Below are 20136 nucleotides of genomic sequence, written 5' to 3'. Positions count from 1 at the left end.
TGAAAATGAAACATGGTTGGCATAAAGAAGTAATACGTGTTCATTACAAAGATACGGATCAAATGGGTGTTGTCCATCACGGCAACTATGTGAACCTGTTTGAAATTGGGCGTACTGAATGGATGCGGCATGCAGGTATTCCATACAGCAAAATGGAGGACATGGGACTTTTACTGCCTGTAATGGATCTGAATATAAATTATCAAAAATCTGCTCGTTATGATGATCTTCTTGTCATCTATACGAAAGTAAGTCATTTTTCCAAAGTGCGCCTGCAGTTTGATTATGAGGCAAGGCTTATCAATGATTCTCAAGGAGAGATAGCCGATACACCAACTGGAGAGCTTCTCGCCAAAGGATCCACCGTCCACATGTGGGTCACACGCGATTGGAAGCCTGCTCGGATTGATCGATTGGCACCAGATGTATATGCACTGTTTCAAGAAGCGTAATCTTAATAGAGAGGAGCATGACCATGAATGAATCGATGCCAATAGCTGTAACGGGAATGGGAACAGTGAGCCCTTACGGTGTAGGGCTGTCTACGTTTTGGGACAACCTAATTGCGAATAAATCTGCGGTTAAAGAAGTAGAAGATGAACAACTGCACCAGTGGGCTCCCGTTGGTGCGCGAGTTCAAGATTTCAATGCTGCAGACTATCTACCAAAAAAGCTGGTTAAAAATACTGATCGTTTTACCCAACTTGCACTTATTGCAGCAACAGAGGCATTGTCTAATGCCGGTATTCTTGGAGAAGATGGGGAAACAATCGCTCCTAGTATTGATCCAGAACGTATCGGCACCTCTATTGGATCAGCCTTTGGGGGGATTCAGTCATTAGAAGAAGGATCTGGAAAATTAGCTACAGGGAAGGCTTCTCGTGTCGGTCCACGGCTCATTTCAAAATGTATACCGAATGCAGCAGCTGCCACTATTGCAAAACAATATGGTTTTCGTGGGCCATCAAGCACCCATGTAACAGCCTGTGCAGCATCAGCTCATGCGATTGGTGAGTCTACTTTCTGGTTTTGGCGTGATGATGTAGATTTCGTACTTGCTGGCGGTGCTGATTGCCTGTGGTCACCTGTTTTCTTATCAGGATTACGGGATATGGGGGGCGCTCGCAACAGAAGGCCCAGAAGACAAAACGACATGGTCACGTCCTTTTGATCGTGATAGAACGGGCATGTTAATGGGTGAAGGGTCAGCATTATTCGTACTTGAACCGTTGGAAAAGGCCAAAGCACGCGGTGCACACATCCATGCAATTTTAGGCGGGTATGGCTCCTCAAATGATGCCTACCACGATACAGCGCCCCATCCTGCTGGCACAGGTGCCGCGCTCGCGATGAAACGTGCATTGCGTTCAGCTAATTTGAATCCTTCGGAAATTGAATATGTTAATGCTCATGCAACATCTACTAAGGCAGGAGACATTGCTGAAACGAAGGCACTGCAAAGTATATTTGGCACACAATTGGATGATACCCCTGTAAGCTCTATAAAGGGTGCGGTTGGCCATCTACTTGGAGCTGCTGGTGCAATCGAGAGCATCGCCAGCATAAAAGCAATGGAAACAGGAATTATTCCACCCACTCTCCATTGTAAAATTCAGGATGAACTCGCCCCATTGGATGTCGTACCAAACCAAAGTCGTCAACAACAGGTTAAAACAGTACTGAGCAATTCATTTGGCTTTGGCGGGCAGAATGGCACATTAATTTGGAAAGCATATGATTCAAGTGAGCAGGTTTAATATCTGCTCACTTACATAATCTAAAACGGAAACGTAGTAGGAGGTATTAACATGTCCACTGTCAAACTTATTCTAGGATCTTCTTCACCTAGAAGACAGGAATTACTAAAACAAGTTCAGCTCCCTTTCTCTGTAAGAAAACCAGAAATCGATGAATCGCAAATCAAAACAAATGATCCAGTCGAGAAAGTGAAGCAGCTGGCAATACGTAAAAGTGAAGCTATCCCTTTTTCAAATGATAATGAAGTGATTTTAACAGCAGACACAGTCGTTTCGTATAAGCAACAAATCTTTGAAAAGCCGAGAGATAAAGAAGAAGCTTCCCACATGATCTCGAAATTAAGCGGGGAAACACATGAAGTTTATACAGGTGTTATGATACGTTCATTAGAGCAGGAAATTGTATTTGTCGAACGAACTGAAGTAGAGTTTTGGGAGCTATCTGAAGAAGAAATAAATCAATATGTATCAACAAACGATCCTTATGACAAAGCAGGCGCTTATGGAATACAAAGCCTCGGAGCAATGTTTGTCAAAAGAATTCATGGTGACTATGCCACGATTGTTGGCTTACCTATTTCCAAGGTTGTGAGAGAATTGAGGCGGTTTTCTATTTATCCAGATTAAGAAAAGGGCTGCCTTAGGACAAGCCCGTATTTACGATAAGCTTATAGAATGGTTCTGATTCCACCTATAAGCTTATCCCCTATATCGCATGCCCAGTCCTTTTAAAAAGTTCCTTGCATACCTATCGCCACATCTTCTGTAATTGCTGTGGCCTTCCTTTCGAAGCAATGCACTTAACTCTCCTTTAGAGACGTTAACCCCTACTTCTTCCCAAATTGCTAGCATATCCTCAGTCGTTAGCTTCAACGCTATCTTTAATTTTTTCAGCATAACATTATTAACACTGCCACTATTTTTTATCATCATAGGCGGGCGTTCAGGCTGGCCTGGTTTAGGTTCTTGTTTTCCTCTTTTATGTACAATAAGACCATTAAAGAAAGACTCCAGCATTGTATTATCACATGGAAGCTCATACTCATTTTCATCATCACTTAAGCTATCATTTAATCTGTTGAGCATTTCCTGTACGTCTTCTTTTGTAACTTCCACGTCTCCTAGCTGGAATATCTTAAACATATCCTCATCTTTTATATCTAGTGCATATCTTAAACGAACAAGGATATCATTATTGTTCATATCCATCGCCATTCCTCCTAATAGTCGAGTTAAATTACTAGTTTACCACGTAACGCAAAGGTTTTACAGTATGGCTGGATGAATAGGATTTTGTCTGTTAAAGGGGGATATGAAACTGCCACGTGAAGCTTCAAAGTGGCGCAGCTTTGCCTGGTTGGGACGCGAGATTCACTCTTTATCATGCGACTTCGTCCTGATGTGACGCGACTTTACCTCTTTCTGACGCGCCTCTCCCCTGATGTGACGCGACTTTACCCCTTTTTGACGCGCCTCTTCCCTGAATTGACGCGCCTTTCTCTCTTTCTGACGCGACTTCGTCCTGATGTGACGCGACTTTACCTCTTTCTGACGCGCCTTCGTCCTGATGTGACGCGACTTTACCTCGCATTAACGCTCTCTCCAAAAACAAATAAAAGGAAGGAGCCAACACATTGCTTGACTCCTCTCCAATGTAGTAACCCTTACTTAAACTTCTCCTTCATCTAGTGTCGCAAGGGAATCCATATGACTAGCAATCATAGCGATAATGGTGCTAGCTTCTTCTTTGCTAAAAATAAAATGAGATTCATCTTTAATCAAATCATCGTCCTCTGTCCAGATACGGTTTGTTCGCTTAAGTACTCCATCTCCAGTTTCTCCTACAACTCCAAACTGGTAGGAAATCTCTACCTCATCCTCGTCATAGTATGCCGTAACCTCAGGAGTTTCCCATTCAACATCAATTTCTTCAAAGTATATCTCATCTGTGTCTTCATCATCTTCCAGACTAACCTCTATGTCAGCAGTTTCGGTAAAATCCGCCTCAATGTACTCATGGAAACTTTCATGGACGATATCCATAATATCATCAATATCTTCTAGCACTACTTTACTGGTCAATCCATATTCCGGGTCTATAGTTTGAATATAAAACTCTTCATTATATGGATCGAAGAATAATGTACAAAAATAATCAATATCTTCTTCTCCACTGTATGTGAAAAAGTCCAAGCGTGGGTGTTTAGCCCCGCGTTCTACAGACATTCTTCCATTCTCATCATACTGTTCGCATATCGAATTAAGATTATCCTGCAATTCAACACATACCCTATCAAACCATTCCATGTGCATATAGATTCCCACCTTTTTATAAAATTCCTTTTTAGTATGAACGGATATCCAGAAAACTCTCTAAAAATTAAAAGGTAAATTTTGCGATATTACTTGTTGGTCATTTTAGAAACACTTCACCCTAGCTTGATAAATAAAAGAACCCTACTTGGTAAAACTGAAGAGAAAAGAGGTGAACAAATGAACAAACGAGGAAAAGTAGTTGTTCTTTGTATAGCATTGTTTTGTGCACTTACCAGCCCAGCAAATGCTAAAAGTGATGATGACAGAAATGATTTCATATCAAAAAAGCCAATGAATTTAGAGGAACTATACAGTGCTATGGATTATAATGAAGGTATTAATAAGGCAATAAACCTATTTGAAAAGAAATTTAACACTAAGGTTAAATTACCCGAAACAATGCCATTCAAAGTTAATTTAAGCTTTGGAAAAGTCCAGGAGGAAATTGTTAATTAGAATAGCAGAATCTTTGAAGTAAGGTTTGATAAGAACGCCCATCTTACTTGATACTTAACTTTAAGTAGGTTTTCTTCTTTTATCCAAAAAAGACCCCCGTGAAGGTGTGTGTCTCAACATCTTCACGAGGCTCTTTTGCTAGCAGTGTTCATAACACTAAATTAATCTTTTAACTTCTAACTAATATACTATTATCTTGATATAACTACCTACAAATTCTGCACCGCTTCCTTGATAGGTGTATCTCCATTCACAATTTGAAATTCTTTTCCAATTGTCTTATCATCTTCCAAGCAAGCAACAATTACCTTGGCAACATCCTCTCGGGATATTTCTCCCCGATTAACATCCATTCCTGCTTGAATTTGCCCTGTGCCTTGTTCATTCGTTAATCCACCAGGATGAATAATGGTATAATCCAAGTCCGTTGCTTGTAACCATTCATCTGCATAATGCTTTGCTACAACATATGGAGCAAAAGAATCAGGTGCTTCCTGGATAGCTTTACGAGTTGTATCAAATGAACTAATCATCACAAACCTTTTTACCCCAGCCTTTTTGGTAGCCTCAATTGTTTTAACTGCACCATCCAAATCAACCATAATGGTTTTGTCTTTCCCTGTTTTGGGTCCAGAACCTGCAGTAAAAACGACTGCATCCACTCCCTCTGCAGCCTTGGCAATGGAATCAATATCTTGTTCCAAATCGACGATGGCTGTTTCTGCATTTCGCTCCTCAAAAAAGGTAGCTTGCTCCTGTTTCCTAATCATCGCCCTCGCTTGCAGCTGATCGTTTTCTTGAATAAATGTGACTAGATGCTTACCTATTTGGCCATTTGCACCAACAACTAATATTTTCAATACCTACACCCTTTCAAAAATAATGAGTTATGCTAGCTCTATTGTGCCCTTTTCCCTTAACGTAAATCAATTATGCAGTTTTGGTTCTAAGTTAATATAAAAATCACACCATACTCATAGAATAGAAGCAGGGTGTGATTTTTGATAATATTATCTAACTACTCTTCTGCGGTTAATAAACCAACCAATACTTCCCATTAAAATCAACAGGAATCCAACCATCATCCATGTATACATTGGAGTAGCTGTTTTTGGTAGTTCTTTACCCTCATTCGTTTTATTATTGTTAGCTAATTTTTCCACATCATCATGTTGAACTTTTGTTACATCGTTTTTTTCTGTTTGTTTTGGTGCTGGATTAATTGGATCAGGATTATTTCCGCTGATTGGATTTTCTTCTAGATCAGAATCCTTATCCTCTTCTACGTTTTCCAATACTGTAAATGTGCTAAAATGGTTTGTCGTAGCAGTTACATATCCATCATAGTACTCACCACCAACTAATTCCCATTCTCCCTGCTCATTTAAGTAGTAGACCTGTAAAGCGGACGGATCTTTCACTTTATCTAAGTCAACCTTAAACTTAAATGTGATACCATCACCAGCAAATTGAGAAATAACTTTTTCTCCATCAAGAATCTTAAAATCATAGACTGCACTAATTTGATTATCCATAGCTAATTTTTCTAGTACTATTGATAATTCATTGTTTTCCGCAAACAAGTTCGCTGGAATAGATAGGCCTACCTCTTCCCCTCTAACTACTTCAATTGTAGCGTTCTTTTCGACCAAACGCTTTAATTGTTCTTTTGTTAAATCTATTTTTGCTGATGCTTCTTTGATCTTTGAAACATCAATAATAAGTTTTCCTTTTTCTTTTAACAAATCGATTGATTCGTCAGAAATTGTTGCCTTATTCCCTGATAAAACTACCTCCGCATTGACGTTATCTTGCTTCTCAGTCCCTGGCTCTTCTCCCGGATCCGTTCCTGGCTCTTCTCCTGGATCAGTTCCTGGCTCTTCTTCTCCTGGATCTGTTCCTGGCTCTTCTCCTGGATCCGTTCCTGGCTCTTCTCCTGGATCAATTCCTGGCTCTTCCTCTCCTGGGTCAGTTCCTGGCTCTTCCTCTCCTGGATCTGTTCCTGGCTCTTCCTCTCCTGGGTCAGTTCCTGGCTCTTCCTCTCCTGGATCTGTTCCTGGCTCTTCTTCTCCTGGATCCGTTCCTGGCTCTTCCTCTCCTGGGTCAGTTCCTGGCTCTTCCTCTCCTGGGTCAGTTCCTGGCTCTTCTTCTGGATCTGTGCCTGGCTCTTCTTCTCCTGGATCCGTTCCTGGCTCTTCCTCCCCTGGATCAGTTCCTGGCTCTTCTTCTCCTGGATCCGTTCCTGGCTCTTCTTCTCCTGGCTCTTCTTCTCCTGGGTCTGTTCCTGGCTCTTCCTCTCCTGGATCTGTGCCTGGCTCTTCCTCTCCTGGATCAGTCCCTGGTTCTTCCTCTCCTGGGTCAGTCCCTGGCTCTTCTTCTCCTGGGTCAGTTCCTGGCTCTTCTTCTCCTGGCTGCTCAACTCCAACAATATCGTTAGCAGAACGTGGCTTCAGTTGAATAGTTCCATTGAACTGACTGGAGATACCTATAACATTTACAACATCGCCATCTTCAAAAGCAAAATCGTCAAACACTAGTCCAGTACGGTTATCTATGCGTACAAGAACGTTTTCTCCATTTGAACTTGCTTTAAATTCAAATGTTCCATAGTCATTGACTTTATTCAATTCAGAAATAACGACATTTTCCAATTGTACAAGTTGTGCTTCATTGCTAAGTGAAATCTCAGAAGGAGTCACTTTAATGGGAGCAGGCACATTACTTTCACCTATCTTCTCCATGTTTGAAGGGGAAGCAATTTGCATCTCTCCTCCATATTGGCCTTTCTCACCAGTTAAGCGTACAACGTCGCCTGCTACAAAATCTTTTTCATTTTGGAAAACATAGATTCCTGCAGACTCGTCTTGGATGTAGAAGCCTTTGCTTCCCCAACCACCAGTGTTCGTTGTCACAACACCTTCTACTGTAACTTCTTCTCCGTCTTGTATGCCACGTGCTTCTGAGATCGCTATTGGATCAGCCGGTTCAGTAGGTTCACTTGGCTCTTCTGGAGTCTCGTCTTCTTCAATAAATTCATAACCTGACGGGGATTTAAGCCCTGGTTGAGAAAAGTATCTTTCTAAATCTCCTGTAATTTGAATCAGTTTGCCTAAGTTCTCTGGATTATCCACTAGATTTAATTCCTTGCGGATATTGTTATTTGGCAACTGAACTGGAATAATCCGGTCCATATTTCGTTCATTTGGTGAATCAGCTATCATGAAGTTAGTATTCTGGAAATCACCATCAAACTTTCCGGTCATCGAACCCACAATATACCCTTGTACTGTTTTTGTACCTTCGTTATTTGCAATTGCTTCAGAAACGGTAAGATACTCTCTCTCACCTGGTGGGACAATTACCGTATTATCTTTAATGGTAATACGAGAACCCTCTTCGTAATCTATTGCGCCCTCGTAGTTACTTACATATTCAACGACTGCTTTCCAAACTTCTGCATAGTCGCCTTCAAGTGTCTCCTCACCTAGATTATAAAAACTACTACCGTGCATATAATCATTATAAGCAACAACATATTCTTCGGATGAATCTATAGGACTGCCGTCTGGCAATGTAAATTCTACATCTGTAAATATATTATTCTCTTTAACTAACTCGTAATGTAGTCCTGACACTTGCAAGTCAACACTATTATGGTAGTTAGACTGAGTTAAAATAACATCTTTCATTTGATCCAATGTTGTTTTAACGGCCACTACTTTATTTCCAAAACTATCAAGAAATTCAATTTGCCCATCTGTAATCACACCTGATGGAATATTACCAGCAACTGATGAACCATTAAGGAATGAAAAATCAGCCCCCGAAATTGCTCGAACGGAATCTGTGTATAAGTTTCCTAAACCAGAATCTCCTAACCCATTATTCTCGGAAGATAAGCCATTTTCCGTGTATCCAATTTCATTGCCAACGATTGGAGCATCATTGGATACTTCTGTACTTATGCGGTTATTGTTGGAGTAATTTAATTTTTCCCCTCTTGCAGTTTGATCCTTTGCATAGTCTATCATTGCGCCTGTCATCGTACCGGATAATGCTTCTAGAACTTCGCCTTCAAAGTTGTAGCCACTTCCACCTGTACCGATGTAGTCCCCAACTGCAACAATATATTTTTTATCATCTTCGAGCGACTCTCCATCTACTTCTAATACGGAATCAATATACTTTCCAGTATTATTAGTAATTATCTTATAGTGAAGACCCGAAGTTTGCAGATCAATCGAGCTTCGACGGTCATATGAATATTTGATAACCTCCTTTAGTGCTGCCCCTGTCATTTCATATTTCATGATTTCATTTGCAAATGGCTCGATTGTATAAATATCATTTACAGTAACAGGACCCGCAGGAATGTTTGCGCGAATTCCACCATTATTCGTTAACGCTACATCTGCATCCGTACTAAAACGCATCGCGTCCGTCCAGAAATTACCTAACGCCGTGTCACGACTGCCACTTCTACTTAAGCCTGTATCAGTATAACCAATTTCTTCTGACAAAAGCTCGTCCATTTCTGCGTTATACTTATCCACTTTGCTTTGAATCGCTTCATCTACCTCTGTTAAGTTACCAACGTTTTGTAAAAATCCATTAACAGACTCTACTGCCTTTGTTTCTGGATTATATTTAATTGTAAGATTCCCGACATTTTCACCGTTTCCACCAGTTTGTACAATCGGTGTGCCGTTAACTACCCTAGGACTGTTTAATGTAGTATGGGAGTGGCCTCCAATAATTACATCAAAGAAATCCACTTCATTTGCTAACTTTTGGTCTTCTGAATAACCAAAATGTGTTAATGCGATAAGGACATCTGTTTCATCTTTTAAATACTCAAATTCTTTCGCTGTTTCAATCGGATCTTCAAATGTTATTCCAGTTACATTAGCTGGGGCTGTGGATGGTGGTGTCTCGATAATGGAGAATACACCAACCTTTATGCCGTCTACATCAATAATTTCATACGGCTCTGGTTGAGGGAAGTCAACGTCTGTGTCATCCCCTACCACTGTATTTGCACTTAACCATGGGAAATCAGACTCTTCAATGCGCTTGACAGTTTCCTCTTGGCCATAATCAAAGTCATGGTTACCAATTGCCATTGCTTGTAGTCCTATATCATTTAATAGGTCCACAATAGGCTCTCCAAACTGGAGATCAACCACGGGATTTCCACTAAATATATCTCCAGCATCTAAGTATAAAGAATGCGTTGATGCTTCTCTTTCTGAAGATATGTATGCTGCCATCTTTCCAAAATCATTGATCTTTGCATGGAGGTCATTGGTATGTAACACCTTTAATTCGATTGTTTCATCTTCGGTTCCCGTTCCAGCAGCTGCTGGAATTACTGTACCAAACATCGAATAAAAAACCATTACAAATGCTAGAAAAACAGAAAAAACCTTTGGAACTTGTCGCTTACTCATTATTCGCTTTCATCTCCTTTTTCCCCTTTTTAAAATGCTAATACTTCTTAATTGTATACTAATTCATAAATATTACATCAATTTCTTGTTAATTTTTTGTAAATTTTTATTAAAAATCGAATATTACAGATTTTGTTGTATAATTGTAGAAAACATGCGTGTTGGGAGGTATTTTGATGGAGGTTCATATTAATGATAAGAAAGTTCAACTTTTTAAAGGGGCAACCTTAAAACATGCATTATTAAAAGCGGATCAACATTTGTATCATGCAGTCAAAGGAAACAATGCTGTGATTAGGGATCAAGAAGGAAATATTACCGACTTAAATGGGGCCGTGGCAGATGGTTGGAATTACTCTGTCCAGAAGGCTGAAGAAGTGCAAGATTAGATTTCCACCTGTTTACTAGCGATAAAGGAAGGCTTGTTACGTTTAACGTAAAAACCCCTTTTAGAGAGACTCTTCAAGTCTACCTAAAGGGGTTTCCTAATTAAAATGCTTTTTATTTTGCGGAATTCCTGTCATCTACAAGAACTGTGATACTGCCCTTTGCAAGATGAACAGGAATACAGAACTATTCCTTTGGTTTTAGATCTTCTAGAGAATCGATATCCATATAACCAGGTACCGCTAAACCAGTTTTGGCACCCTCTAAATTTGGTCCCAAGTCATCAAAGTCGTCTTCGTGTTGCTTGTATAGTTCGGCATGTGTTACTGGCATCCATACTGCTAAAGATGCATCAGCACTTCCAGTTGCTATTGCCTCAAACATAATAGCTGGATCAACTTGTGTAAGTGTCACATCAAAACCTTTTTGCTCTAATGTAAATTTAGCAACATTTGCTGTAAAAATTGCATCATCCCAAGGTAAAAGAGCTATTTCGATGGAAGTGCCATCCACTGAGTCAACACCTTCAGTCCATTCTGCAATGGTTTCCTGATTGCCCTTAGCCCAATCCTGAACTACTTCAGCATACTCTTTTTCCTGAGCCTCTAATAATGCTTCCTCTACATCTGGAAGCTCTAATTGTATGCGATCAATAATTGTGTAAGCTTCAGGCATTTCATCTTTTAGTCCTTTTCTAGTAATCGTTGTAATCTTTTCTTCATCTCCATGAATACCTTTAGGATCCTTTAAATATTTCAAATCCCACTTGGCAAACTTATAATGTGGAGACCATGCACTAAAGACAATTGGTTCTTTATTATCAATAGCTTTACTTAATTGTGTTAACATTGCTCCTGCTGAAGACAATTCCTGTTCCCACCCAGCAAGATTATCGTAAGAATCTAAGACTTCTTCATTCTTTTTAGTTTGTCCAGCACCAGGCTCTGTACCGGTAATTGTATATTCTAGTTCTTCACTAACACTAGTTTCGGATTCTGCCTCCCCTTCGTTAGATCCACAACCTGCAACAATAAGGGATAAAGATAAGCCAGCAATTATCCCAAGTCTTTTCCATTTAAATTCCATCATAATTAAAAATTACCCTCCGTTTTTATGTACTATTATTCCACTATCTTTGATGTAGCCCTCCCACAACACTTTGGTCGCGAGCAAGCAATATTAATGCTATACCTACTGGCTGCAAACATCAAACATTAAAATCAGTTATTTCTGTACAAAAAGTTTGTAAAATTATAATTAAACAACAATTTCTATGGGGCATGTCTCTTTTGCTTCGTTTTCCTCTGTATTACGCATGTCATGTACAATTTTGCTTTTACGGGAACATAACGGGGGAATTACAACTGTACCAATTATTTCAAAATATAAATTCATGCTTGGAGTGGTTAAAAAAACGAGTGGATTAATGCAGAACTAACTGGAAGAAAAGGAGAGCCAAAGGATTCCTATCATGACCAGGGAAATAATACAGCATATATTTCTCTATCTTTTCCTTTTTATTTTGAGAAGACAACGTTAGTGAATAAATCTATTTTTACTATATTAATGTATATTAACCTTTTTTCTTGTATAGTTAGAATAATCAAGAAAAAATGACGACTTTGGAGGAAACTCAATGCGAAAAATTATTTTATCGACAGAAAGCGGTGCTGATTTACCAGCAGATTTAGCTACTGCCCACAATATTCAAATTGTCCCAATGCACGTCATCATGGACGGAAAAGATTATTTAGATGGATCGTTACCCGTACAAGAAATTTATGATTATTATGACCGCACTAAGAAAATACCTTCCACGACATCCACAAATGCTCATGAGTATGAGGAATTTTTCTCCAAGATAAACAAAGATTATCCAGATTGCACTATTATTCATATAGGTTACACATCAAAAGCTTCCTCTTCCTTTCAGCATGCTGTCATTGCCTCAGAAGAGTTTGATAACCTTATTCTTATTGATGCATTAAATGTCACAGGGGGATTAACTGCCATTGTTATGTATGCTGCTAATCTAGTAGAGCAAGAACCTGGAATTGAACCTAATCAACTAGTAGAAAAGATTGAAGACATTATCTCGAAATCCAAGCTTGCTTTTGTACCTGGCAGCTTAGACTTTTTAAGAGCCGGTGGACGTGTGAGTAATGTAGCCTATCTCGGAGGCGCATTGCTTAAGTTAAAGCCACGAATTGAATTGATTGACGGTCATCTCATATCCAATAAGAAATACAGAGGGAAAATGAGTAGTGTATCGGAAAAGTTTATCCGAGAATACTTTAATCAATACGATATTAACAAAGAGCAGTTATATTTAATTTACTCTATCGGACTTGAAGATGAAGTCAGACATAGAATGGAAGAAATCGCAACCGAACACGGGTTCAAAAATATAACTTGGATGCAGGCCGGGGCAATGATCTCAACACATTCTGGCCCGGGTGGTTTTGGAGTGGCGGGGATAGAAATTTAGTAGGGGAACAAAGCGGGCAGATCAATTTAATGAATTTCTATAACCTTAGATACCAAAAAAGGTTGTACAACATATTAAATAACAGATCATTTCCTTCCTGTTTTATTCGACAAGTGCCTATGTTTGGCACTTGTCGAATAACCCTCTAACTGACTCTAAGCCATTTCATTATCTACTAGCATATCGAGCCACTTGATATCTGCATCTAAGTGGAGCAATGCTCCTTCAAGTAGCAATTTCATCGTTCGGTTCTCTGGAGTCATCATTTGTTTCTTTAATTGCGTAAGATGAAGAAGGTCTTTTACCATCGTTTCTTTTTGGTTTCGTATCATTTCTTCCTTGTTCTCATAAGACACCTGGTCAGCGCAAAGAAACTTAAAATAGAACTCATCCTTGAACAGCGATCTCCCAACTGGTTGATTTAGCCATTTCCAAAGCTCTTCTTTACCTGCAGAAGTAATCGTATATAACTTTCGATCCTTTTTATCATGGCCAGGGGTTTCTACTAGATGATCCCTTTCTAAACGATCAAGTGTTGTATACACTTGACCAGCATTTAATGGCCACAAACCTTGAACCATTTGTTCAAATCCTATCTTCAACTCATAGCCATGACGAGGTTTTTCATATATTAAGGAAAGTAAAGAGTGTTTTACTGACATGGTAATCCCCACTTATTCATAATTTATCGCTTCTTTTATTGAAATTCTGGATGCTGTGGTACTTGGTAACCATGAAGCAAGTAGAGTGAAAATAATCCCGCCTACTACTGCTAGTAGTAAACTAATCCACGGAAGGGAGAATTGTAAAAATGCTGGTGCATCCTTTGAAATCGTGTTTAGATAGATAACCAAAATACCATACACGGTTCCTACAATAACACCCGTTAAACCAATAAACAATCCTTCCAACAATATCATAAGTTTCACCTGTCTCTTTGTAAATCCAAGTGCTCGCATAGTGCCGAACTCTTTTGTACGTTCAAGCGTATTCATGAACAACGTATTACTTATACCAACTGCTGATATAGCAATGATTAACAATAACAAACCTTGCATCAATTCGTTCATTCCTGTTAACCCGCTTTTCGCCTGCTCTACGTTTACATCCATGATATCCATATTCACAATAGGATCACCTAAGTGTTGCCATAGGTTGGATGACACAATCGGAACCATTTCTTCATCTAATACATCAATTGCAAGGTGATAGTTCAAAGGCCAATTTAAGAATTCTTTCCTTACTTCATCCTCCACAAATGCAACATAACTGGAGTAATGAGAACTTTTAACAATGCCCTTTACAAAAAACTCCCTTTCACCAGCAGGAGAATGGAGCGTAAATACCTCTCCAAGTTCCCCTCCCCATTCTTCAAGAGCTCGCTCTCCAACATAAATGGAAGGGTAATCACTATTTTCATCAACTTCGTCCACTAACTGAAACATGCGCGCAAGATCCATATCTTCAAAAGACATAATAGAAAATTCACGAAGTTCATCTGATTTTGTATACCATGTGATGTTCTCTAATTCCGCGTACGACTTCACATGTGTTACACCTTGTAAGTTCTGAACAGTTTCTAGCTCTGACTCGCCCCATGGGGTTTCTTTTTCCACGATAAGATCGCCACCAAAGGTCGAACGTACTTCCTTCTCCAAGCTAGCTGGCATAGATTCCAGTGCAGAACTCATAAAGAGTGCTAAACTAACACCAATTGCAAGCATCGCAGCAGTATTAGCGTTTCTGTTTTCGAATTGCTTTGTCGATCGGACCGCTTGCTTCCCTACGAATCCAAAAGTAGATTCCAGTAATGGACGGAGAAGAAATTGAACAAACCTCATCCATAATGGGAACAAGAGAACGAGACCTACAAATAAGAATAAAAACGCCCACATATTATCAATGAATCCAATTCCAGTACAAACAACCCCTAAGATAATTAGGATATGAGCTAACGCTTTTTTCTTATCAAGCGCGGGAGTATGGTCGAGCATTCCACTTAATATTGGTGTTTTTGAAGCCTTATATAAAGGTATTACTGCGGCTATGAATGGAAATGATAGACCAAACATTAATGATAGAATTAATGGCGATATCATGTTAACCTCATAAGCTACTTGGTAACTTACGATAGCTGAAATTAAAATATCTTGAACAACGTATCCTAGCCAAACACCGATAATCAATCCAACAATATTTCCTATAACAGCTAGGAATGCAATTTCCTTTAAAATTTGCATGATCACCTTACTACTGGTATATGCTAAGCTTTTCATAATTGCAATTTCTCTTTTTCTCTCGATAATGCTCGTATGGATCATATTAAATGTAATAAATGCACTGATGAAAATGGACAAAATTGCAATTAAATCAAATACAAAGTACATACCATCTATATCGTTATTCTTCTGAGTATCTACAACAATAGGCTGTACAAATAAGTTGGAACCCGCCAACTCTGACTGGTAAGATGATAATAATTGGTCTTGGTTCGTGTCATTTTCTATGTTAAATCGATAATTAGAAATTTGGCCTTTCATATCTGTCCATTCTTGAAGTGTGTCTAAGGGAACCATAACTCGAAAATCACGAAGTAAAGCATCTTCCTCTGTCTTTGGACTATTCAGCATGGCACCTTCATGCACAATGGCTGTAACTTCAATCTCACCAAAATCAGTGAAAGCCACCTTATCTCCAACTTCTTTTTCCCAGAGTGATGCCGCATTTTCTGAAAGAATTAACCCTTCTTTCGATATATCCCCTTCTTTAACTGGCAACTCAATTAATTCGTTTTGAAAGTTCGATATTCCGGTAAATCTTACAGAAGCCTGCGCAAGATTATCCGTTTCCATATCAACATAGCCATGTTTCAATAAAGACGTTACGCCTTCTTCTACTTCTTCATTTTCCATTATCCACTCTAATTCATTTTCGGAAAAAAATCGCTCATTACTTTGAATCCAGAAATCAGCATTTCCAGCGCTCAGCCGATCCTGTTCATCCATTAATTTAGAAAAAGTAGACTTTGCAATTAGCATACTCGTCATAACAGCTACGCCTAGAACAACTGCAATAAGCGTAAAGAAGAATCGCTTTTTATGCCGGGTAATATTACGCCATGAAACGAGTAAGGAATTTAGCATAATCATCCTCCTCCCTTTTCACTTGCGCTTCAATAACACCATCCTTAAATAAAACGATTCGATCTGCATAACCAGCTGCAAACATATCATGTGACACCATGACAATCGTTTGATTTCTCTCGCGATGAAAGTTTGATAATAAATCTAATATATCACTCGAACGTTGACGATCTAAATTCCCTGTTGGTTCATCCGCTAATAGAATCGAAGGTTTATGGATTAATGACCTTGCAATCGCCACTCGCTGCTGCTGTCCTCCACTAAGCTCATTAGGGAATCGTTTTTCAAAACCAACTAAATCCACAGCAGACAATAGCTCTTGAACCGTCTCAGCTGATACTTTTTTGCCATCTGCATGAACAGGGAAAACAATATTTTCATATACGGTTAATGTTGGAAGTAATTGATAGTTTTGAAAAATTAATCCGATTTCTTTACGTCGTAAAATGGTACGTTCTTTTTCTGATTTAGAAGTGATACCTGAACCATTTAACTGAATCTCCCCAGATGTTGGTGTATCTAAGCCGCCAAGTAAATGTAGCAACGTTGTTTTTCCAGAACCACTTGGACCAATAATACAAACAAACTCCCCTTCTTCTACCGTGAGATTAACCCCTTTTAAAACCGGCACTACTTCTTTTCCTGTTTTGTATTCCTTTGTTAATCCTTTTACATTAATCATCTGGTTCACCCCTGTTTAGTTGATGGAAAAATGGTATATGACCATGAATAAATAAAATCAATAACAAACACTAATCCCCATACCATTGACAGTCCATATATCACGTCACTAGCGTATGGCGTTTCTTCTAGGCGTTCGGTTCCAATCCATGATAAATCCTGCAAATAGGGAATAGCCTTATCTATCTGACCTAACCCGTAATACCAAAATATAGCTTGAGCAATGACGAATATTAATAGATGGATCAAGGAACTATAGCGATATTTTCTTGCTATATATTTAGGATCCTTCTGTTTTGACATTATGAACTTATCCTTTTCAGTAAGTAATTCTGTCCCACGCCATTGCCCAATTTTCCATCGCATCCAACGGTCAAGCTTTTTAAAGTCACTTATTCCAAATGTGCAAGCATAAATTACAAATATGGTTATTACAATCTGAAAAGTAGAGATTTCTCCTGTTTCCATAAAGATCGTTACTGCAATAACAGCTTCAATAACGATAAGTGCGATAAATATAAACAAAAAAGATAAACTAAGCTTTTGCTTATTAAATACATAACGAACGACACCAAATAATAACAAACATATGAGAGATATAATTTCTGCTAATATAAAAATTTCCCACTGAAAGCTTACAATATAGTCGATCAATTCTCCTCAGTCCTTTTTATATACTCAGTAACTACTTACCGAGTATATAGTTACTGAGTATATATGTCAATATGAATTTTGAAAAAATTTATTAAAGAAATATTAATTGATTAAAGGATGGTTTATGATATGTAGAAAGTAGGGAGTCTCTTTCATAAAAATAAAAAATCCGAGTTAGGCTAAAACTAAACCTTAACTCGGATTTTTTACTTACGTTATTTTTTCCTTACTTTGCAGTATAACCGCCATCTACAAGTACTGTAGTTCCTGTTACAAAGTCATTTTCTGCTAAGAAAACAAAAGCATGTGCGATTTCTTCAGGTTCCCCAAGTCTACCGATTGGATGCTTGTCTACAAGTCCGTCATAGAAATCGCCTAGGGATTCCTTGTTCACAAGACCAGACTCTATAAAGCCTGGGGCTACTGCATTCACACGAATATTTTTACCTGCATATTCCAATGCTAGCGATTTTGTAATTTGATTTACGGCGCCTTTAGAAGCAGCGTATGCTAATGACGTCGGTTCACCAACAGATCCTAGGATTGAGGAAGTGTTTAACACGACGCCTCCCCCATTCTTCATCATTTCAGGGATTGCATATTTCGCTCCATAAAATACCCCATCCTGGTTAACTGCGATAACACGTTTATATTCTTCTTCTGTTACTTCATGAGATGGTTTTTGAATACCGATACCAGCGTTGTTCACAATAATATCTAATTTCTTAAATCGTTCTACCGTTTTAGCCACCATGTTTTTAACAGACTCTTCATTACCAGCATCAACTTTTACAAAATAAACGGCATCTGAGTATGTTCCTTTTAATTCTTTCTCAACAGTTTGTCCGCCTTCATCATTAAAATCAGCGATTACGACCTTCGCGCCCTTTTCTAAAAAAGCTTTGGCGGTAGCTAAACCTATCCCAGATGCACCACCTGTAACAATTGCAACTTTATCGGTTAAATTTTGCATTATGAAGTCCTCCCATTCTAAATAAATTAAGTTTTATATTGCATAAACTTTTTCCTATTATGCACACTTTTTTATTATTCCCGAATGAGATTATTAGAAACACGAAGAATTTCTGTTAGTACTCCTCTCCCTTTCCAACCGTTGGCCACTTCCTGTGAAAGGGAGGTGGTAAAGATACAGTTCTTTTTTTCTTTATTTAATTTCACTATGAGTAGTACCCTCTACCTTCCACAGCATTTCTTATACTTTTTTCTACTTCCACATGGGCATGGTTCATTTCTGCCAACTTTTTTATTTTCTGTGGGTATTGGCGAATTCTTTTTAGCTTTCACCAACGGATGTAGTCCTGATTCACTTTTTTCTCTTACCTCTATTGAAGAATAACCTTTAAGTGTCCACTTTCTCGTGTTATTCATTAAGTTTACAACATAATCTGTTAGCTGTTGGACGCTCTCCATACTTTCAAATTCTATTACCTTACCCAAAAAAGTTATAACCTCACCTAGCTCATCACCAATTTGCGTTTCATACACACACTCTTCTACAATCTCATCAGCTTCCTCTTTATCCATTTCATAATTACGGGTTAGGTACTGAACTAATTGCATATAACTTTTATTTCTTTCTATATAATCCGGTTCACCAGCACGGAGTAATTGTTCTTTTGTAAACGAGAAGAAGGGCAAATCATCTCTTTTTTTATGCTCGTGTTTCACCTTTTTTGGATCAGTCACTCTCCAATGAGAGAACCCTTCCCGATCAATATACATTTCCTCCTGGTACACATTAGCTTCATAAATGATTTCAAAATAATTTCTAGGATCTACTTCATTTCTCGTATAGCTTTCTATCATTTCTTCTAGCTGTGTCAGACTCAATGTTCCATAATAATATAAAAGGCCCCTTGTCAGCTTAATCCACTCGGTATTCCTTTTAACAATAGCCCTTACTTGCAGACTATCATTAAGATTCAATACTGGTGCCACCAGCTCCTCTGGTAATGATAATATCTTTTCCCCTTGAAATATCCCAGTGTATACTAAACCAGTTGCTCGCAGGTACATAATTTGTTCTATTTCTAGATCTGGAGCAGGAATAGAGCCGCCTTTGCGTGCGATCTTAACAAGTAGACCAAACCGCTCTTCATCAAAGCGTAAACATACCGTTTCCAGCAATTCCGGAATCTTTTCTTGATAAACGGAAATAATTTCTCCTTTTTTAAATTTACTTATTCCTTTTAGTTGCAAGTATTTTCTTATGTTAGTTAATTCATCTTTAGTGTATCTGCTAAGTCCCTCTTTTAGCGAAAAAGGCACCTGTATTTCGCTCCAATGTTTCTTGTATTCCTTTGCTGCCAACTCTATGTGTTTGTCATTTAGTTCGTTTATAGCATCATTTAAATTCTTTTCCAGTCCTGGACTTATCTTATCACTCACTTAAAAACACTCCTTCCCATGCATGATGCAAATGATACGTTGAACCGCACCAGCCATGCAATTTATCGTTCTATTTTAAAAACATTATTTATTTTTTGTAAGTCTATTATATTTCACCACAGCAGTCGTTGATTTCTTCTCTCTTTCTCTTTTTAAAACATAAAGAAGTAACCGCCTCTTGACTAAAGCGATTACTCCTTAATGTATGTTTATTTCCTACTAGATGGCCATCCGCTCTTTATGGAACTGTAATAGTGATATCATGCAGTTCGTGCTACGGGATACTCTCTTCTTATTATTAGTGTAATTTTATTTATATAGCGTGTCAATTAGAGAACACTTTAACAATGTATCCTCACAAACCTTAGAATAAGATTGCCAATATGCTACAATAG

At 38.5% G+C, this 20136-nt stretch carries 18 protein-coding genes; 7 read left to right on the top strand and 11 right to left on the bottom strand.

Annotation, left to right across the window (positions count from 1 at the left end; genetic code table 11):
• Positions 1-5 precede the first annotated feature (5 nt).
• The 4 genes from BN985_RS14565 to BN985_RS14555 are packed head-to-tail and all read left to right on the top strand — an operon-like array spanning position 6 to position 2384.
• On the top strand, positions 6-452 hold the full coding sequence (locus tag BN985_RS14565) for an acyl-CoA thioesterase (RefSeq protein WP_042224320.1): 447 nt from the start codon (positions 6-8) through the stop codon (positions 450-452).
• A gap of 23 nt (positions 453-475) precedes the next feature.
• Positions 476-1171, top strand: a complete 696-nt coding sequence (locus BN985_RS19375) for a beta-ketoacyl synthase N-terminal-like domain-containing protein (RefSeq protein ID WP_232225600.1) — start codon at positions 476-478, stop codon at positions 1169-1171.
• A 22-nt stretch (positions 1172-1193) separates the two neighbouring features.
• Complete coding sequence (locus BN985_RS19370) at positions 1194-1757, top strand: beta-ketoacyl-[acyl-carrier-protein] synthase family protein (protein WP_232225599.1); 564 nt, start codon at positions 1194-1196, stop codon at positions 1755-1757.
• 51 nt (positions 1758-1808) lie between these two features.
• Positions 1809-2384 carry a Maf family protein gene (locus BN985_RS14555; RefSeq protein WP_042224319.1) on the top strand — a complete coding sequence of 192 codons (576 nt, stop codon included), beginning with the start codon at positions 1809-1811 and terminating at the stop codon, positions 2382-2384.
• Between the two features lie 72 nt (positions 2385-2456).
• Here BN985_RS14555 and BN985_RS14550 read toward each other — a convergent pair whose 3' ends face one another.
• Positions 2457-2966, bottom strand: coding sequence for a YehS family protein (locus BN985_RS14550; RefSeq protein WP_042224317.1), 510 nt, complete (start codon positions 2964-2966; stop codon positions 2457-2459).
• A 459-nt stretch (positions 2967-3425) separates the two neighbouring features.
• On the bottom strand, positions 3426-4070 hold the full coding sequence (locus BN985_RS14540) for a hypothetical protein (RefSeq protein WP_042224315.1): 645 nt from the start codon (positions 4068-4070) through the stop codon (positions 3426-3428).
• A 180-nt stretch (positions 4071-4250) separates the two neighbouring features.
• Here BN985_RS14540 and BN985_RS14535 point away from each other — a divergent pair, with 180 nt between their 5' ends.
• Positions 4251-4529 (top strand): hypothetical protein, encoded by a 279-nt coding sequence (locus BN985_RS14535; protein ID WP_042224314.1) that lies wholly within the window; start codon positions 4251-4253, stop codon positions 4527-4529.
• A 209-nt stretch (positions 4530-4738) separates the two neighbouring features.
• Here the strand turns inward: BN985_RS14535 and BN985_RS14530 are convergent, their stop codons facing one another.
• Positions 4739-5389 (bottom strand): SDR family oxidoreductase, encoded by a 651-nt coding sequence (locus tag BN985_RS14530; protein WP_042224313.1) that lies wholly within the window; start codon positions 5387-5389, stop codon positions 4739-4741.
• A gap of 150 nt (positions 5390-5539) precedes the next feature.
• Positions 5540-9979, bottom strand: coding sequence for a 5'-nucleotidase C-terminal domain-containing protein (locus BN985_RS14525; protein ID WP_052360705.1), 4440 nt, complete (start codon positions 9977-9979; stop codon positions 5540-5542).
• A gap of 176 nt (positions 9980-10155) precedes the next feature.
• Between BN985_RS14525 and BN985_RS14520 the strand changes: the two genes are divergently transcribed.
• Positions 10156-10368 (top strand): hypothetical protein, encoded by a 213-nt coding sequence (locus BN985_RS14520; RefSeq protein WP_042224311.1) that lies wholly within the window; start codon positions 10156-10158, stop codon positions 10366-10368.
• A gap of 184 nt (positions 10369-10552) precedes the next feature.
• Here BN985_RS14520 and BN985_RS14515 read toward each other — a convergent pair whose 3' ends face one another.
• On the bottom strand, positions 10553-11455 hold the full coding sequence (locus BN985_RS14515; RefSeq protein WP_042224310.1) for a glycine betaine ABC transporter substrate-binding protein: 903 nt from the start codon (positions 11453-11455) through the stop codon (positions 10553-10555).
• Positions 11456-12002: 547 nt separating this feature from the next.
• Here BN985_RS14515 and BN985_RS14510 point away from each other — a divergent pair.
• Entirely contained in the window at positions 12003-12854 is an 852-nt protein-coding gene (locus BN985_RS14510; RefSeq protein WP_042224309.1) for a DegV family protein, read from the top strand.
• A 155-nt stretch (positions 12855-13009) separates the two neighbouring features.
• On the opposite strand, the gene BN985_RS14505 is transcribed toward BN985_RS14510, so the two are convergent.
• The 6 genes from BN985_RS14505 to BN985_RS19505 form a co-directional block, all read right to left on the bottom strand.
• Positions 13010-13516: a PadR family transcriptional regulator gene (locus BN985_RS14505; RefSeq protein ID WP_042224308.1), complete on the bottom strand. Its 507-nt coding sequence runs from the start codon at positions 13514-13516 to the stop codon at positions 13010-13012.
• A gap of 12 nt (positions 13517-13528) precedes the next feature.
• Entirely contained in the window at positions 13529-15997 is a 2469-nt protein-coding gene (locus tag BN985_RS14500) for an ABC transporter permease (protein ID WP_042224307.1), read from the bottom strand.
• Complete coding sequence (locus BN985_RS14495; protein WP_042224305.1) at positions 15966-16679, bottom strand: ABC transporter ATP-binding protein; 714 nt, start codon at positions 16677-16679, stop codon at positions 15966-15968. The genes BN985_RS14500 and BN985_RS14495 overlap by 32 nt, the downstream gene beginning before the upstream one ends.
• Positions 16680-16684: 5 nt before the next feature.
• Positions 16685-17332: a hypothetical protein gene (locus BN985_RS14490; protein WP_095149349.1), complete on the bottom strand. Its 648-nt coding sequence runs from the start codon at positions 17330-17332 to the stop codon at positions 16685-16687.
• Between the two features lie 226 nt (positions 17333-17558).
• Positions 17559-18305, bottom strand: a complete 747-nt coding sequence (locus BN985_RS14485) for an SDR family NAD(P)-dependent oxidoreductase (RefSeq protein WP_042224303.1) — start codon at positions 18303-18305, stop codon at positions 17559-17561.
• A gap of 221 nt (positions 18306-18526) precedes the next feature.
• Positions 18527-19741 (bottom strand): YecA family protein, encoded by a 1215-nt coding sequence (locus BN985_RS19505; RefSeq protein ID WP_269635344.1) that lies wholly within the window; start codon positions 19739-19741, stop codon positions 18527-18529.
• Positions 19742-20136 lie beyond the last annotated feature (395 nt).

The organism is Oceanobacillus manasiensis, from assembly GCF_000724085.1.
Taxonomy (GTDB): Bacteria; Bacillota; Bacilli; order Bacillales; family Amphibacillaceae; genus Oceanobacillus_B; species Oceanobacillus_B manasiensis.
Note: the sequence above shows the minus strand (reverse complement) of the source record. Positions and strands in the feature narration are given on the sequence as shown.

What these genes read in the sequence shown, in the direction of transcription:
- BN985_RS14565 (WP_042224320.1), top strand. Translation starts at nt 6, where the DNA reads ATGAAACATGGTTGGCATAAAGAAGTAATACGTGTTCATTACAAAGAT.
- BN985_RS19375 (WP_232225600.1), top strand. Translation starts at nt 476, where the DNA reads ATGAATGAATCGATGCCAATAGCTGTAACGGGAATGGGAACAGTGAGC.
- BN985_RS19370 (WP_232225599.1), top strand. Translation starts at nt 1,194, where the DNA reads ATGGGTGAAGGGTCAGCATTATTCGTACTTGAACCGTTGGAAAAGGCC.
- BN985_RS14555 (WP_042224319.1), top strand. Translation starts at nt 1,809, where the DNA reads ATGTCCACTGTCAAACTTATTCTAGGATCTTCTTCACCTAGAAGACAG.
- BN985_RS14550 (WP_042224317.1), bottom strand. Translation starts at nt 2,966, where the DNA reads ATGGATATGAACAATAATGATATCCTTGTTCGTTTAAGATATGCACTA.
- BN985_RS14540 (WP_042224315.1), bottom strand. Translation starts at nt 4,070, where the DNA reads ATGCACATGGAATGGTTTGATAGGGTATGTGTTGAATTGCAGGATAAT.
- BN985_RS14535 (WP_042224314.1), top strand. Translation starts at nt 4,251, where the DNA reads ATGAACAAACGAGGAAAAGTAGTTGTTCTTTGTATAGCATTGTTTTGT.
- BN985_RS14525 (WP_052360705.1), bottom strand. Translation starts at nt 9,979, where the DNA reads ATGAGTAAGCGACAAGTTCCAAAGGTTTTTTCTGTTTTTCTAGCATTT.
- BN985_RS14520 (WP_042224311.1), top strand. Translation starts at nt 10,156, where the DNA reads ATGGAGGTTCATATTAATGATAAGAAAGTTCAACTTTTTAAAGGGGCA.
- BN985_RS14515 (WP_042224310.1), bottom strand. Translation starts at nt 11,455, where the DNA reads ATGATGGAATTTAAATGGAAAAGACTTGGGATAATTGCTGGCTTATCT.
- BN985_RS14510 (WP_042224309.1), top strand. Translation starts at nt 12,003, where the DNA reads ATGCGAAAAATTATTTTATCGACAGAAAGCGGTGCTGATTTACCAGCA.
- BN985_RS14505 (WP_042224308.1), bottom strand. Translation starts at nt 13,516, where the DNA reads ATGTCAGTAAAACACTCTTTACTTTCCTTAATATATGAAAAACCTCGT.
- BN985_RS14500 (WP_042224307.1), bottom strand. Translation starts at nt 15,997, where the DNA reads ATGCTAAATTCCTTACTCGTTTCATGGCGTAATATTACCCGGCATAAA.
- BN985_RS14495 (WP_042224305.1), bottom strand. Translation starts at nt 16,679, where the DNA reads ATGATTAATGTAAAAGGATTAACAAAGGAATACAAAACAGGAAAAGAA.
- BN985_RS14485 (WP_042224303.1), bottom strand. Translation starts at nt 18,305, where the DNA reads ATGCAAAATTTAACCGATAAAGTTGCAATTGTTACAGGTGGTGCATCT.